The organism is Roseateles flavus (genome assembly GCF_039872765.1).
Classification (GTDB): domain Bacteria; phylum Pseudomonadota; class Gammaproteobacteria; order Burkholderiales; family Burkholderiaceae_C; genus Roseateles_B; species Roseateles_B flavus.
Genome location: NZ_JBDPZC010000001.1, coordinates 1,156,810 through 1,170,644 on the forward strand (window position 1 = coordinate 1,156,810; position 13,835 = coordinate 1,170,644).

Annotated in this window: 12 protein-coding genes; 9 read left to right on the forward strand and 3 right to left on the reverse strand. The window is 70.5% G+C overall.

Features of this window, described 5'->3' with window-relative positions:
- Positions 1-59: 59 nt before the first annotated feature.
- The 3 genes from nudB to clsB are packed head-to-tail and all read left to right on the forward strand — an operon-like array spanning position 60 to position 2,692.
- Positions 60-593 (forward strand): dihydroneopterin triphosphate diphosphatase, encoded by a 534-nt coding sequence (gene nudB / locus ABDJ40_RS05210; protein ID WP_347606953.1) that lies wholly within the window; start codon positions 60-62, stop codon positions 591-593.
- Positions 593-1,414: an endonuclease/exonuclease/phosphatase family protein gene (locus tag ABDJ40_RS05215; protein WP_347606956.1), complete on the forward strand. Its 822-nt coding sequence runs from the start codon at positions 593-595 to the stop codon at positions 1,412-1,414. Before nudB ends, ABDJ40_RS05215 begins: the two co-directional genes overlap by 1 nt.
- 3 nt (positions 1,415-1,417) lie before the next feature.
- A complete protein-coding gene (gene clsB / locus ABDJ40_RS05220) occupies positions 1,418-2,692 on the forward strand; it encodes a cardiolipin synthase ClsB (protein ID WP_347606959.1) in 1,275 nt (424 codons plus the stop codon).
- Between the two features lie 7 nt (positions 2,693-2,699).
- Here clsB and ABDJ40_RS05225 read toward each other — a convergent pair whose 3' ends face one another.
- From ABDJ40_RS05225 to hutU, 3 genes are all read right to left on the reverse strand, one after another.
- Positions 2,700-3,785 carry an ABC transporter substrate-binding protein gene (locus ABDJ40_RS05225; RefSeq protein ID WP_347606962.1) on the reverse strand — a complete coding sequence of 362 codons (1,086 nt, stop codon included), beginning with the start codon at positions 3,783-3,785 and terminating at the stop codon, positions 2,700-2,702.
- 157 nt (positions 3,786-3,942) lie between these two features.
- A complete protein-coding gene (gene hutH / locus ABDJ40_RS05230) occupies positions 3,943-5,499 on the reverse strand; it encodes a histidine ammonia-lyase (protein WP_347606965.1) in 1,557 nt (518 codons plus the stop codon).
- Between the two features lie 175 nt (positions 5,500-5,674).
- Entirely contained in the window at positions 5,675-7,351 is a 1,677-nt protein-coding gene (hutU, locus tag ABDJ40_RS05235) for a urocanate hydratase (RefSeq protein WP_347606968.1), read from the reverse strand.
- 116 nt (positions 7,352-7,467) lie between these two features.
- On the opposite strand from hutU, the gene hutC reads away from it, so the two are divergent.
- The 6 genes from hutC to ABDJ40_RS05265 all read left to right on the forward strand — a co-directional run bounded on the left by hutC (position 7,468) and on the right by ABDJ40_RS05265 (position 13,823).
- The gene (gene hutC, locus ABDJ40_RS05240) at positions 7,468-8,211 is read left to right on the forward strand and encodes a histidine utilization transcriptional repressor HutC (protein ID WP_347606971.1); all 744 of its coding nucleotides are present in this window, start codon (positions 7,468-7,470) and stop codon (positions 8,209-8,211) included.
- Positions 8,208-8,765, forward strand: coding sequence for a HutD/Ves family protein (locus tag ABDJ40_RS05245; RefSeq protein ID WP_347606974.1), 558 nt, complete (start codon positions 8,208-8,210; stop codon positions 8,763-8,765). Before hutC ends, ABDJ40_RS05245 begins: the two co-directional genes overlap by 4 nt.
- Entirely contained in the window at positions 8,762-9,985 is a 1,224-nt protein-coding gene (hutI, locus tag ABDJ40_RS05250; RefSeq protein WP_430765596.1) for an imidazolonepropionase, read from the forward strand. Before ABDJ40_RS05245 ends, hutI begins: the two co-directional genes overlap by 4 nt.
- Before the next feature lie 21 nt (positions 9,986-10,006).
- Positions 10,007-10,807, forward strand: coding sequence for an N-formylglutamate deformylase (gene hutG, locus ABDJ40_RS05255; protein ID WP_347606977.1), 801 nt, complete (start codon positions 10,007-10,009; stop codon positions 10,805-10,807).
- The gene (locus ABDJ40_RS05260) at positions 10,804-12,186 is read left to right on the forward strand and encodes a formimidoylglutamate deiminase (protein ID WP_347606980.1); all 1,383 of its coding nucleotides are present in this window, start codon (positions 10,804-10,806) and stop codon (positions 12,184-12,186) included. Before hutG ends, ABDJ40_RS05260 begins: the two co-directional genes overlap by 4 nt.
- A gap of 80 nt (positions 12,187-12,266) precedes the next feature.
- The gene (locus tag ABDJ40_RS05265; RefSeq protein WP_347606983.1) at positions 12,267-13,823 is read left to right on the forward strand and encodes a methyl-accepting chemotaxis protein; all 1,557 of its coding nucleotides are present in this window, start codon (positions 12,267-12,269) and stop codon (positions 13,821-13,823) included.
- The last annotated feature ends 12 nt before the right edge of the window (positions 13,824-13,835 follow it).

Here is a 13,835-nt window from a genome sequence, read left to right on the forward strand (position 1 = left end):
GCGGGCCTTGAGGCCCCCGGCCAGGACAGTGCCGGCGGGGCTGGGCTATGCTTCCACGCATGTCCGCCAGTCCTGCCGTTCATTCCGCTGCCGCACCGCACCCGGTGGCCGAGCGCCCCTACAAGATCCCTGAGTCCGTGCTGGTCGTGATCCACACGCCCGACCTGCAGGTGCTGATGCTGGAACGCGCCGACCGCCCGGGTTTCTGGCAATGCGTGACCGGCTCCAAGGACAGCCTGGACGAACCCCTGGCCGACACCGCCTGCCGCGAGGTCCAGGAGGAGACCGGCATCTGCGTCGGCACCCCCGAGGTGCCCGCAACGGCCCTGCAGGACTGGGCACTGGCCAACGTCTACGAGATCTACCCCGTCTGGCGCCACCGCTATGCGCCGGGGGTGACCCAGAACACCGAGCATGTCTTCGGCCTCACGGTGCCCGCCGGCACGCCGGTGCGCCTGGCGCCGCGCGAGCACCTGCAGTACCGCTGGTTGCCCTGGCGCGAGGCGGCGGACCTCTGCTTCTCCCCCTCCAATGCCGAGGCCATCCTGCACCTGGCGCGCTTCAGCGGCAGCGCCGGGAAGGAGGCCCGCTGATGCGCACCGGTGGCTTCCGCCATTCCAGCTTCGCCCCCGAGCCGCCCGCGGCCCGCCAGGGAAGCGCCGCCAGGCTGAAGGTGGCCACCTACAACATCCACAAGGGTGTGCGCGGCCTGGGGCCCGCCAAGCGCCTGGAGATCCACAACCTGGGCCTCGGCATCGAGGCACTGGAGGCGGACCTGGTCTTCCTGCAGGAGGTGCGGCATTTCCACCACCGCGAGGCACGGCAGTTCAACCACACCTTCTTCGGCTGGCCCGAGGAAGGGCAGGCCGACTTCCTCGCGCCGGACGGCTACCAGGTCGCCTACCGGACCAACGCGGTGACCAAGCATGGCGAGCATGGCAATGCCCTGCTGTCGCGCTTCCCGCTGGGGGACATCGGCCATCACGACGTCTCCGACCACCGCTTCGAGCAGCGCGGCCTGCTGCACGTGCCCGTTCGCTGGCAGGGGCAGGAGCTGCATGCGGTGGTGGCCCACCTGGGCCTGATGCACAGCAGCCGCGTGCGCCAGGTGCAGCGCCTGGCCGAGTTCATCGACGCCCATGTGCCGGCCGGCGCCCGCCTCATCGTGGCGGGCGACTTCAACGACTGGGGCGAGCGCCTGGATCCGGCCATGCGCGACTGCGGCCTGTTCCGCGCCGAGGACCCTGCCGGCCGCGCACGCCCGGCCACCTTTCCTTCGCGGGTGCCGGTGTTCGCGCTGGACCGCATCTACACCCGGGGCCTGCAATGCCACCGGCTCAAGGTGCCGCGCGGCAGCAGCTGGGCCCGCATGTCGGACCATCTGCCGTTGCTGGCGGAGCTGGAGCTCGCCTGAACCATGGCAGACCTCGGGCACCAGCTGAGCTGGCATGCCGTGTCCCGGCCGCAGTTCAGCGGCGGCAACGAGGTGCGCCTGCTGCGCGGCGGCGATGAGCTCTTCCCCGCACAGGAGGCGGCCATCGCGCAGGCGCGGCACGAAGTCTGGCTCGCCACCTACATCTTTCACCACGACGAAGCTGGCGCCTCCCTGGTGGCCGCGCTGCGGGCCGCGGCGGCGCGCGGCGTGCGCGTTCGCGTGGTCGTGGACGGCTTCGGCTCCAAGGCCAGCCTGGTCTGGCTGAGCGAACAGCTGGCCGGCAGCGGCGTGGCCCTGGCCATCTTCCGGCCCATGGACCGCTGGTGGCGCTGGCTGCAGCCGGGGCAGCTGCGACGCCTGCACCAGAAGCTCTGCGTGGTGGACGGCGAGCAGGCCTTCGTGGGCGGCATCAACATCATCGGCGACCGCGTGGACCTCAACCACGGCCAGCTGGACGCCCCGCGCCTGGACTTCGCCCTGGGCCTGCGCGGCCCCGTCGTGGAGCCGGTGCAGCAGGCGGCGCGCGCCGTCTGGACCCGCGCCTGGCTGGGCCGCGACTTCGGCGAGGAGCTCCTGGCCCTGGTGCGAAGCCCCGAGCCGCTGCAGCGCATGCGCCGCCTGTTCCGGCGCCTGCGCATGCCGGGCCGTGACGACATCGACACCGGTCACGCGATGCCGCCGGTCTGCGCGGCCTTCGTGCTGCGGGACAACCTGCGTCAGCGCCGCACCATCGAGCGGGCCTATATCGAGGCCATCCGCGGTGCGCAGCAGACGGTGGACCTGGTCACGCCCTATTTCTACCCGGGCCGGGCCTTCCGCCGGGCCCTGCTGGGCGCCGCCCGGCGCGGGGTTCGGGTGCGCCTGCTGCTGCAGGGCAAGGTGGACTACCGCATCGCCGCCATGGCCGCCCATGCGCTCTATGCCGAACTGCTGAGCCGCGGCATCGGCATCTACGAATACACCCAGGCCTTCCTGCACGCCAAGGTGGCCGTGGTGGACGGCCGCTGGGCCACGGTGGGCAGCTCCAACATCGACCCGCTGTCCCTGCTGCTGAACCTCGAATCCAATGTGGTCGTTGAGGACGAGGCCGTGGCGGGCGAGGTGGCGGCGGCCTTCGAGACCGCACTGACGGGCTCGGTGTGCATCGCTGATGAACGCGCCGTGGGTACCGGCCTGCGCGCCGTGCTGCGGCGGGGGCTGGTGGCCTGGGCGGCCTATGTCTACCTGCGGGTGGCGGGGGCGACGGGCCGGTACTGAGTCCGCCTCAGCGCAGCAGAACCCGGGCGTCGAAGGTGTAGCGGGTCAGGCCGGGATTGAGGACGCGGCTGTAGCGGCGGAAGTCCAGGCCGCTCAGGCCCTTGCCATGGCGCGCGAGGAAGCGCTCGGCGTCCTGTGCGCTGAAGAGCGTGAACATGCCGTGCTGCTGCATGAGGCCCAGGTCGCTGAAGTCGTGGCCGCGGTGGTGGTCGTGGATCATCACCAGGGCCCAGGCACCGCACAGGAAGTGGCCGCCGGCCAGGGCGCTGAGTTCGCCCTTGATGCGGGCCTGCATGGCCTCGGGCGAGGTGTTGATGGCGGAGAACAGCATCTGCCGTCCGGGCTCCAGCTGGTGGCTGCGGGCCACCTGCATGGCGCCGAAGGCCATCTGGTCGGAACCGGCCCACAGCAGGCGAGCCTCGGGGTAGGCGGCCAGCAGCTCGCTGGCCAGTTCGGCGGCCAGGTCTTTGCGCCAGTCGCCGAAGGCCACACGGTCCAGCACCACATCGGGCTGCTCGGCCACGGCGCGGCGCATGCCCTCGGTGCGGGCAATGGAGACCGGCGTTGAGCGGTCGCCCGAGATCGCCAGCAGGTGCAGCTTGCCGTCGGCGCCCTGCAGGCGCATACGGCGCCCTTGCGCGATCAGGGCTCGGGCGGTGAGGTAGCCGGCGTCCTCGGCCCGCGGCTCCAGGCTGCCGATCAGCAGGGGCAGGCCCTGGCGCGGCGACCAAGCCGGGCGCTCCTGGGGCAGCAGCCCGCTGAAGGCGGCAAAGGTCTTGATGCCGGCACCGGCGAGGATGCGCGAGGCCTCCACCAGGGTGCCCTTCTCATTGACCAGCACCACGTAGTCGGGCCGCCGGCCCGCGGGGCGCGCGGCCAGCTCCCGTGCAATGCGCAGGGCCTGCTCGGGATCGCGCTCGGCGAACTGCTGCTCGAAGTTCTGCCCCAGGCTGCGGGCCGCCTGCTGCATGGCCTCGCCGGCCGTCACCCAGTAGGTCTCGTCATGCAGGCCCGGGTTGATGAAGGCCACGCGCTGGGCTTGTGCAGCCAGCGCGATCAGGCTGCAGACGAACAGGACGAACAGGGCACGCATGGATCGGGATCAGGGTTCACCCGGATTTTCCGCTCCCGGCCGGCTTGGCTTGCATCAAGTTACAAACAGCGCCAGCCCCGGCGCGCCGCACTTCACGAAAAAAGGCCCCGCCCCCCTCAGGCAAGGGGGTGGGGCCGACGGCTTGCGAGGCGTGGCTTCAGGGGAGGACGCTGAGCTGGCCCACCTCACCGGTCAGGGCCGAGAGCTCGCCACCCTCGACCAGCGCGAAGGCGCGCTCGATGTCCGGCGCCAGGTAGTGGTCGGTGGGCATGGCGCGGCAGTCGCGGCGGATCAGGGCGTGGGCCTTCTCCAGGGCGTCCGAGCTCTTCAGCGGGCGCAGGAACTCGATGCCCTGGGCGGCCGCCAGCAGCTCGATGCCGATGATGTGGGCGGTGTTGTCCAGCATCTGGCCCAGGCGGCGGGCGCCGAAGGTGGCCATGGAGACGTGGTCTTCCTGGTTGGCGCTGGTGGGCAGGGAGTCCACGCTGGCCGGGTGGGCCAGGCTCTTGTTCTCGCTGGCCAGGGCGGCGGCGGTGACGTGGGCGATCATGAAGCCCGAGTTCAGGCCGGCGTTGGCGGTCAGGAAGGGCGGCAGGCGCGAGACGCCGGCGTCGATCAGCATGGCGATGCGGCGCTCGGCGATGGCCCCCACCTCGGCGATGGCGCAGGCCAGGGCGTCGGCGGCCAGGGCCACGGGCTCGGCGTGGAAGTTGCCGCCCGAGACCATGTAGCTGCTGCCGTCTTCCTGGGCGAAGACCAGCGGGTTGTCTGTCACGGCATTGGCCTCGCGCAGCAGCACGTCACGCACATAGCGGGACTGGTCCAGGCAGGCGCCCATGACCTGGGGCTGGCAGCGCAGGCAGTAGGGGTCCTGCACGCGCTCGTCACCTTCCTTGTGAGAGGCACGGATGGCGCTGCCCGCCAGCAGCTGGCGGTAGGCCTTGGCCGATTCGATCTGGCCTGGCTGGCCACGCACCTCGTGGATGCGCGGGTCGAAGGGGCCGTCGCTGCCGCGGGCGGCGTCCAGGCTCAGGGCGCCCGAGACGATGGCGGCGGCGTAGACAGTCTCGAAGCGCAGCAGGCCTTCCAGGGCCAGGGCGGTGGAAGTCTGGGTGCCGTTGATCAGGGCGAGGCCTTCCTTGGCCTGGAGCACCAGGGGTTGCAGGCCGGCGGCGGCCAGCACCTCGCGGGCGGGGCGGCGCTGGCCGTCGACCAGCATCTCGCCTTCGCCCAGCAGCGCCAGGGTCATGTGGGACAGCGGGGCCAGGTCGCCCGAGGCGCCCACCGAACCCTGGCTGGGCACATAGGGCACCAGGCCGGCGTTGAAGACGTCCAGCAGGCTCTGCACGACTTCCTCGCGCACGCCCGAGAAGCCGCGGGCCAGCGAGGCGGCCTTGGTCGCCAGCATCAGGCGCACCACGCCGGGCGCCAGCGGCGCGCCCACGCCCACGCAGTGCGAGCGGATCAGGTTGAACTGCAGGGTGGCGAGGTCGTCCTTGCTGATGCGGGTCGAGGCCAGCTTGCCGAAGCCGGTGTTGACGCCGTAGACGGCCGCGTCACCGGCGGCATGGGCCTGCACGATGGCAGCGGAGCGGCGGATGGTCTCGCGCGCCGAGGCGTGCAGGGCGATGCGCACACCGCCGTGGCGGATCTGGCGCAGCTGGTCCAGCGTCAGCTGGCCGGGGGTCAATTCGAGAGTGGTCATGGCATTCATGGATTGGGCTGTGGTCCGAGCAGAGCCCGAGGATCCGGCTTCGCCGGGCCAGCGGGCTCGCCCCCTCGAAGGGGGCTGAGGCTGGACACAAATGGCATGCCATTTGTGCCTGCCAAGGAGTCAGGCCTCTGGCCTGACGCGGTCGGCTAGACCGCGAAGCGCGTAGGGGGTGGGCTTACAACATCGGCATGTGGAGGCCGCGTTCCTTGGCGGCCTTCTTCGCGATCTCGTAGCCTGCATCGGCATGGCGCATCACGCCGGTGCCCGGGTCGTTGTAGAGCACGCGGGCCAGGCGCTTGTCGGCGGCTTCCGTGCCGTCGCAGACGATCACCACGCCGCTGTGCTGGGAGAAGCCCATGCCCACGCCGCCCCCGTGGTGCAGAGACACCCAGGTCGCGCCGCCGGCGGTGTTGAGCAGGGCGTTGAGCAGCGGCCAGTCGGACACGGCGTCCGAGCCGTCCATCATCGACTCCGTCTCGCGGTTGGGGCTGGCCACGGAGCCGCTGTCCAGGTGGTCACGGCCGATCACGATGGGCGCCTTCAGCTCGCCCTTGCGCACCATCTCGTTGAAGGCCAGGCCGGCGATGTGGCGCTGGCCCAGGCCCAGCCAGCAGATGCGCGCAGGCAGGCCCTGGAAGGCGATGCGCTCGGCGGCCATGTCCAGCCAGCGGTGCACGCGGGCCTCCTCGGGGAAGAGCTCCTTGATCTTGGCATCGGTCTTGGCGATGTCTTCCGGGTCACCGGACAGCGCCACCCAGCGGAAGGGGCCGCGGCCTTCGCAGAACTGCGGGCGCACATAGGCGGGCACGAAGCCGGGGAAGTCGAAGGCGTTCTTCACGCCCTGGTCCAGGGCCACCTGGCGGATGTTGTTGCCATAGTCCACGGTGGGCACGCCCATCGATTGGAAGTCCAGCATGGCCTGCACGTGCACGGCGCAGCCGCGGGCGGCAGCGGCCTTGAGGTCGGCGTGCTGGGCCGGGTCGGCCGCGGCGGCCTTCCATTGCTCCACGGTCCAGCCTGCGGGCAGATAGCCGTTGATCAGGTCGTGGGCGGAGGTCTGGTCCGTCACCAGGTCAGGCTTGATGGCGCTGCCGGCCTTCACGCGCTTCACCAGCTCGGGCAGGATCTCGGCGGCATTGCCCAGCAGGGCGATGGAGATGGCCTTCTTCTCGGCGGTGTACTTGGCGATGCGGGCGAGGGCGTCGTCCAGGTCCCGGGCCTGCTCGTCCACGTAGCGGGTCTTGAGGCGGAAGTCGATGCGCGACTGCTGGCACTCGATGTTCAGCGAAACGGCGCCGGCAAACGTGGCGGCCAGCGGCTGTGCGCCGCCCATGCCGCCCAGGCCGGCGGTGAGCACCCAGCGGCCTTCCAGCGAGCCACCGTAATGCTGGCGGCCGGCTTCCGCGAAGGTCTCGTAAGTGCCTTGCACGATGCCCTGCGTGCCGATGTAGATCCAGCTGCCGGCCGTCATCTGGCCGTACATCATCAGGCCCTTGCGGTCCAGCTCGTTGAAGTGCTCCCAGGTGGCCCAGTGCGGCACGAGGTTGGAGTTGGCGATCAGCACGCGCGGGGCGTCGGCATGCGTCTTGAACACGCCCACGGGCTTGCCGGACTGCACCAGCAGGGTCTCGTCCTCGTTGAGGTCCTTGAGCGTGGCCAGGATGGCGTCGAAGCACTCCCAGTTGCGCGCAGCCTTGCCGATGCCGCCGTAGACCACCAGCTCGGCCGGGTTCTCGGCCACGACCGGGTCCAGGTTGTTCTGGATCATGCGGTAGGCGGCCTCGGTGAGCCAGCTCTTGCAATGCAGGGTGGTGCCGGTGGGGGCACGCACGACACGGGCTTGTGCGGACATGGGGTGTCTCCTTCGTTGAATCAAGGCCGGCACCGGGCGGGAAGGGTGGGTGGCCGGGTCTGGAATGAGACGGACTCTAGTTGTCTATACAAGTAAAGTCAACTACCATCCAGGCCATGGCCAGTCCTCCTGTTTTCCCTGCTGTTGCTGCATCCAGCGCGCCTGGTCCGCAGTACCTCAAGGTCAAGAACCACCTGCGCGAGGGCATCGCCAGCGGGCACTGGGTCCCGGGCGACCTGCTGCCCTCGGAGGCCGAGCTCTCCGCGCAGTTCGGCCTCTCGCGCATGACGGTCAACCGCGCGCTGCGCGAGCTGCACCAGGAAGGCCTGGTCGAGCGCGTGCAGGGTGTGGGCAGCTTCGTGGCGCAGATCCACCGCATCTCCTCCACGCTGACCGTGCGGGACGTGCATGACGAGATCGCCGAGCGCGGCCACCGCCACGAGGCCCGCGTGGTGAGCCTCGCGCGCATCAAGGCGGACGAGGCGCAGGCCGCGCTCTTCGGGCTCAAGGCCGGCGCAGCGCTGTTTCACAGCCTGATCGTCCATCTGGAGAACGGCGTGCCCATTCAGGTGGAAGACCGGCTCGTGAACCCCGAGTCCGCACCCGGCTACCTGGACGTGGACTTCACCCGGACCACGCCCACCCACTACCTGCTGGAAGCGGCCCCGCTGTCGGAGGCGCGCTACACCATCGAGTCCTTGCTGCCCGCGGAGCAGGAGGCCAAACTGCTGGGCATCAGCCGCCGCGACCCCTGCCTGGTGCTGAAGCGCCTCACCTTCAGCCGCGGCCAGCCCGTCACCCATGTGCGCCTGACCCATCCGGGCTCGCGCTACCTGCTTCAAGGAAGGTTCGAGACATGAGCTGGAGCATCCTCTGCGCCGACGACGTCAGCCCGCAGCGCTGGAAGAACAACGGCGGCTGGACCCGCGAGCTGCTGGCCTGGCCGCATGCCGCGGACTGGACCCTGCGCCTCAGCGTGGCCGACATCGAGGCCGACGGCCCCTTCTCGAAGTTCGAGGGCGTGGACCGCTGGTTCGCCGTGCTGCGCGGCGAGGGCGTCTGCCTCTACGACTACGAGCTGCGCCCGGGAGACGACCTCCTGCATTTCGACGGCGCCCTGGGCCCCGACTGCACGCTGCTGGGCGGCATCACCCGCGACTTCAACCTCATGCACCGCCGCGGCAAGGGGCGCATGACCGTGACGCCGGCGAGCGAGGCGCTCGAGCCCGCCGGGCGCTGGGTGGGCCTGTTCACCGGGCAGGGCGGGGTCCTGGAACACGGCGGCCGCGCCATGCCGCTGCGCCCCATGAGCCTGGCCTGGTGCGAGTCTCCCGTGGCCCAGCGCTGCGTGTTCAAGGACGAAGGCCGGGCTGCGGCGCAGGCCTGGTGGATGCAATGGAGCGACGAGGCATGAGCAAGACCACGCTGTGGACCCAGGGCCGCCTGGCCACGATGGCCGACGAGGCGGGGCCGGCCGGCGAATGGGGCTGGATCGAGGACGGCGCGATGCTGTCCCAGGACGGCCGCCTGCTGTGGGTCGGCGCGCGCGCCGATCTGCCGGACGACCTCGCCAACACGGCGGATCAGGTCCATGACATGGCCGGCGCCGTCGTCACGCCGGGCCTGATCGACTGCCACACCCACCTGGTCTACGGCGGTCAGCGGGCGCATGAATTCGAGTTGCGCTTGAAGGGCGCCAGCTACGAGGAGATCGCGCGGGCCGGCGGCGGCATCCGCTCCTCCGTCACGGCCACGCGCGAGGCCAGCGAGCACCAGCTCTATGCCCAGGCCGCGCACCGCGCGCTGGCGCTGATGGCCGAGGGCGTGACCACGCTGGAGGTCAAGTCCGGCTACGGCCTCTCGCAGGCCTCGGAAGCCAAGATGCTGCGCGTGGCCCGCCGTCTGGCCGAGCTGGGCCTGGAGGTGCGCACCACCTACCTCGGCGCCCATGCCATCCCGCTGGAATTCCAGGGCCGGGCGGACGACTACATCCAGGCCGTCTGCGACTGGATGCCCAAGCTCAAGCGCGAGGGCCTGGTCGATGCGGTGGACGCCTTCTGCGAAGGCATCGGCTTCACGCCGGCCCAGACCCGGCGCGTCTTTGAGACGGCCCGGCTGCTCGGCCTGCCGGTGAAGCTGCATGCCGAGCAGCTCACGGACCAGGGCGGCACCCAGCTGGCCTGCGAGTTCGGCGCGCTGTCCTGCGATCACCTGGAGCACCTGTCCGAGGCCGGCATTGCCGCGATGAAGGCCAGCGGCACCGTGGCCGTGCTGCTGCCCGGCGCCTACTACTTCCTGCGCGAGACCAAGCTGCCCCCCGTCGCCGCGCTGCGCGAGGCGGGCGTGCCCATGGCCGTGTCCACCGACCACAACCCCGGCACCTCGCCCACACTGTCTCTGCTGCTGATGCTCAACATGGCCTGCACGCAGTTCCGGCTGACGCCCGAGGAAGCGCTGCGCGGCGTCACCGTGAACGCGGCGCGTGCCCTGGGCCTGCGGGACCGCGGCCAGCTGCAGGCCGGCCAGCGGGCCGACTTCTGCCTGTGGGATATCGATCACCCGAACGAGCTGTCCTATTTCTTCGGCCGCAACCCGCTGCGCCTCACCGTGCGTGGCGGCGTGCCGCGCGGCTGATCGTCTTCCGAAGAGCCCTCCATGACTGCACCCTTCCGACTGCGGCAAGGCCGCACGCCTCTGATCCTCTCCATGCCCCACGTGGGCCACGAGATCCCCGAGGACCAGCAGCATCGCTACGTGCCGCGCGCCCTGGCCAGCGAGGACACCGACTGGCACCTGGAGCAGCTCTACGGCGCCATCGCCGAGGAGCTGGGCGCCAGCCTCATCGTGCCGCGGTACTCGCGCTACCTGATCGACCTCAACCGTCCGCCCGAGGACACGCCCATGTACCCCGGGGCCTCCAATACCGAGTTGTGCCCCACGCGCTTCTTCACTGGCGAGCCGCTCTACCAGGAAGGCCAGGCGCCTGATGAAGTCGAGAAGGACCGCCGCCGCCAGCGGTACTGGCTGCCCTACCACCGCGCCCTGACGGCCGAGATGAACCGGGTCAAGAGCCTCTACGGCCATGCCCTGCTGTTCGATGCGCACAGCATCCGCTCTGAGCTGCCCTGGCTCTTCGAAGGCAAGCTGCCCGACCTCAACCTGGGCACGGCCGAGGGCAGGAGCTGCGATCCCGCGATCACGCAAAGCCTCGGCGCCGTGCAGGCCGCCCAGCAGGACTACACCCAGGTCGTCAACGGCCGCTTCAAGGGTGGCTTCATCACCCGCCACTACGGCCAGCCGGCCAATGGCTGGCACGCCGTGCAGCTGGAGATGTGCCAGAGCTGCTACATGAACGAGACCGCGCCCTATGCCTACGAGCCGGCCCTGGCGGCGCGCGTGCAGCCGCTGCTGCGCGAGCTGCTCTCGACCTATCTGCAATGGAAGCCCGCCGCATGAGCGCCGCTCCCCGCTTCTTCGCGCCGCAGGCCTGGGTCGACGGCCGCTGGCAGGCCGATGTGCTGCTGAGCGTCGACGCCCGCGGGCACTGGGCCGCCGTCGAGGCCGGCCAGGCCTGCCCGCCCGATGCCACGCGGCTGCAGGGCCCCGTGCTGCCCAGCCTGGTCGATGCCCACAGCCACGCCTTCCAGCGCGCCTTCGCGGGCCTGGCCGAGCAGCGCGACAGCGACAGCGACGACTTCTGGTCCTGGCGCGACCGCATGTACGGCGTCGCCCTGCGCACCACGCCCGCGCAGCTGCAGGCCATCGCGGCCCAGCTCTACCTGGAGCTGCTGCGCGGCGGCTACACCCAGGTCTGCGAGTTCCACTACCTGCAGCACCAGGAAGACGGCAGCGCCTACCCGGACGCGCTGGCCATGAGCTGGGCCCTGGCCGATGCGGCCGCGGAGGCCGGCCTGGGCCTGACGATGCTGCCGGTCCTCTATGCCCATGCCGGCTTCGCGCAGCCCGCGCTGCGCGAGGACCAGCGCCGCTTCCGCACCGACGCCGCCTGGGTCTGGCAGGCCAGCCAGCGCCTCAACGCCGCCGGCCGGCCGCTGCTGAATGCCGGCGTCGCCCTGCACTCGCTGCGTGCGGCCCACGCCGAGGACATCCGCGCGCTGCAGGCGCTGGTGGGCGATGCGGACCTCCCCATCCACATCCACATCAGCGAGCAGCAGGCCGAGGTGCGCGACTGCCTGGCCGCCACCGGCCGCCGACCGATGGCCTACCTCTGCGAAGACTTCCGGCCCGATGCGCGCTGGCACCTGGTGCACGCGACACACAGCACGCCGGAGGAGATCGCCGCCGTGGCGGCCAGCGGCGCCAGCGCGGTGATCTGCCCCACGACCGAGGCCAATCTGGGCGACGGCCTCTGCGATCTGCGCGGCTGGCTGGCCGCGGGCGTGCCCCTGAGCCTGGGCTCGGACAGCCACGTCGGCCGCGGCTGGGTCGAGGAGCTGCGCTGGCTGGAGTACGGCCAGCGCCTGGGCCTGCAGCAGCGCAATGTCGCGGCGCAGCCCGGCACGCAGCCCGCCACCGCGGCCCGCCTGTTCGAGGCCGTGCGCCGGGGCAGCGCCGCACCGGCCGGCCTGCGGCAATGGGGCCTGGAGGTGGGGGCGCGGGCCGACTTCCTGGAGCTGGATCCGGCGGCTTCCGGGCTGCTGGGCCTGCCCTCGTCGGCCATGCTGGACGGCCTGGTCTTTGCCAGCCAGGGCGACGTGCTGCGCTCGGTCCATGTGGCCGGGCAGCCGCGCCTGGTCCAGGGGCGTCACGAGCGGCAGGCGGGCATCACCAGCCGCTTCGCTGTTGCGATGGAGGCACTTTGGCGCAAGACGTGACCCCTTAATCGGGCTGGGCGCTTGTAAGCCCCTTGCACGGCGGCTACGCTTGCCAAGCCCATGTTCCTGAAGGGGATTCCATGCTCGCGCTCCGGAACTACACGATTCGCACCCGGCTCTATGTGCTCGCGGTCCTGGCCGTGCTGGCCATGCTGGTGATAGGCGGTAACGGGCTGTGGAGCCTGTCCCGCGCCAAGGCCCAGTTCAAGCACTACGTCGGCAACGACGTCGAGACCCTGACCCAGCTCGCCAGCGTGCGCGCAGGCATCGGCAACCTGCGGCGCTACGAGAAGGACCTGCTGATCAATCTGGTCGACGACAAGGCTGTCGCCAAGTACCGGGGCGAATGGGAGGAGACCTTCGGCAAGGTCAACAAGGGCCTGGACACCATCGAGCGTCTGGACATCGCCCCCGCCGTGAAGAAGATGCCTGCGCAGATGCGCCAGTCCCTGGCCGAGTACCGCACGGGCTTCCAGGGCATCATGGAGCGCATCCAGAAGGGTGAGTTCCCCGACACCGCCACGGCCAACCGCGCCACCGAGCCCATCAAGGGCCCGGTGCGTGCGCTGGACAAGCAGCTGGGCGAGATGACCAAGCTGGTGGACGAGCATGGAGAGGATGAAGTCACGCGCCTGGACGGCGAGGAGAAGCAGATCCGCCTGGCCCTCACCGGCGTGATGCTGGTGAGCATCCTCGTGATCGGCGCCTACACCCTGTTCAACATCCGCTCCATCCTGGAACCCCTGAGCGTTGCGGTGGACACCACCGAGCGCATTGCGCGCCAGGATCTCAGCCAGACCATCCGTGTCAGTGGCAGGGACGAGACGGCCCAGATGATGCACGGCGTGCAGGGCATGCAGGAAGCCATCCGCGATGTGGTCTCCGGCGTGCGCAACGCCACCGACAGCATTGCCACCGCCTCGAAGGAAGTGGCGGCCGGCAGCCATGACCTCAGTCACCGCACCGAGCAGGCGGCCTCCAACCTGGAGGAGACGGCCTCGGCCATGGAGCAGCTGACCGCCAGCGTGCGCCACAACGCCGACTCCGCCCGCCAGGCCAACGACCTGGCCCGCGAGGCCTCGGCCGTGGCCGAGCGCGGCGGCACGGTGGTGGGCGAGGTGGTCGCCACGATGGACCGCATCAGTGCCTCGTCGCGCAAGATCAGCGACATCATCTCCGTGATCGATGGCATCGCCTTCCAGACCAACATCCTGGCCCTCAATGCGGCCGTCGAGGCGGCGCGCGCCGGCGAGCAGGGCCGCGGCTTCGCGGTGGTGGCCGCCGAGGTGCGCAACCTGGCCCAGCGCAGCGCCGAGGCCGCCAAGGAGATCAAGGCCCTGATCACCAGCAGCACCGAGAGCGTGGAGTCCGGCGCCGCCCTGGTGGCCCATGCCGGGCAGACCATGCAGGAGATCACCGCGGCAATCGGACGTGTCAGCCACATCGTCAACGAGATCAGCCATGCCACCTCCGAGCAGAGCAGCGGCATCAACCAGATCGGCACGGCCATCTCGCAGCTGGACCAGATGACCCAGCAGAACGCCGCCCTGGTGGAAGAGTCGGCCGCTGCGGCGCAGAGCCTGCAGCACCAGGCCGACGAGCTGGCGCAGACGGTGGCGGTCTTCAAGCTCGCCTGAAGCCGGCTCGCG

Coding starts and splice junctions, on each gene's coding strand:
- nudB (WP_347606953.1), top strand. CDS start 60: ATGTCCGCCAGTCCTGCCGTTCATTCCGCTGCCGCACCGCACCCGGTG.
- ABDJ40_RS05215 (WP_347606956.1), top strand. CDS start 593: ATGCGCACCGGTGGCTTCCGCCATTCCAGCTTCGCCCCCGAGCCGCCC.
- clsB (WP_347606959.1), top strand. CDS start 1,418: ATGGCAGACCTCGGGCACCAGCTGAGCTGGCATGCCGTGTCCCGGCCG.
- ABDJ40_RS05225 (WP_347606962.1), bottom strand. CDS start 3,785: ATGCGTGCCCTGTTCGTCCTGTTCGTCTGCAGCCTGATCGCGCTGGCT.
- hutH (WP_347606965.1), bottom strand. CDS start 5,499: ATGAATGCCATGACCACTCTCGAATTGACCCCCGGCCAGCTGACGCTG.
- hutU (WP_347606968.1), bottom strand. CDS start 7,351: ATGTCCGCACAAGCCCGTGTCGTGCGTGCCCCCACCGGCACCACCCTG.
- hutC (WP_347606971.1), top strand. CDS start 7,468: ATGGCCAGTCCTCCTGTTTTCCCTGCTGTTGCTGCATCCAGCGCGCCT.
- ABDJ40_RS05245 (WP_347606974.1), top strand. CDS start 8,208: ATGAGCTGGAGCATCCTCTGCGCCGACGACGTCAGCCCGCAGCGCTGG.
- hutI (WP_430765596.1), top strand. CDS start 8,762: ATGAGCAAGACCACGCTGTGGACCCAGGGCCGCCTGGCCACGATGGCC.
- hutG (WP_347606977.1), top strand. CDS start 10,007: ATGACTGCACCCTTCCGACTGCGGCAAGGCCGCACGCCTCTGATCCTC.
- ABDJ40_RS05260 (WP_347606980.1), top strand. CDS start 10,804: ATGAGCGCCGCTCCCCGCTTCTTCGCGCCGCAGGCCTGGGTCGACGGC.
- ABDJ40_RS05265 (WP_347606983.1), top strand. CDS start 12,267: ATGCTCGCGCTCCGGAACTACACGATTCGCACCCGGCTCTATGTGCTC.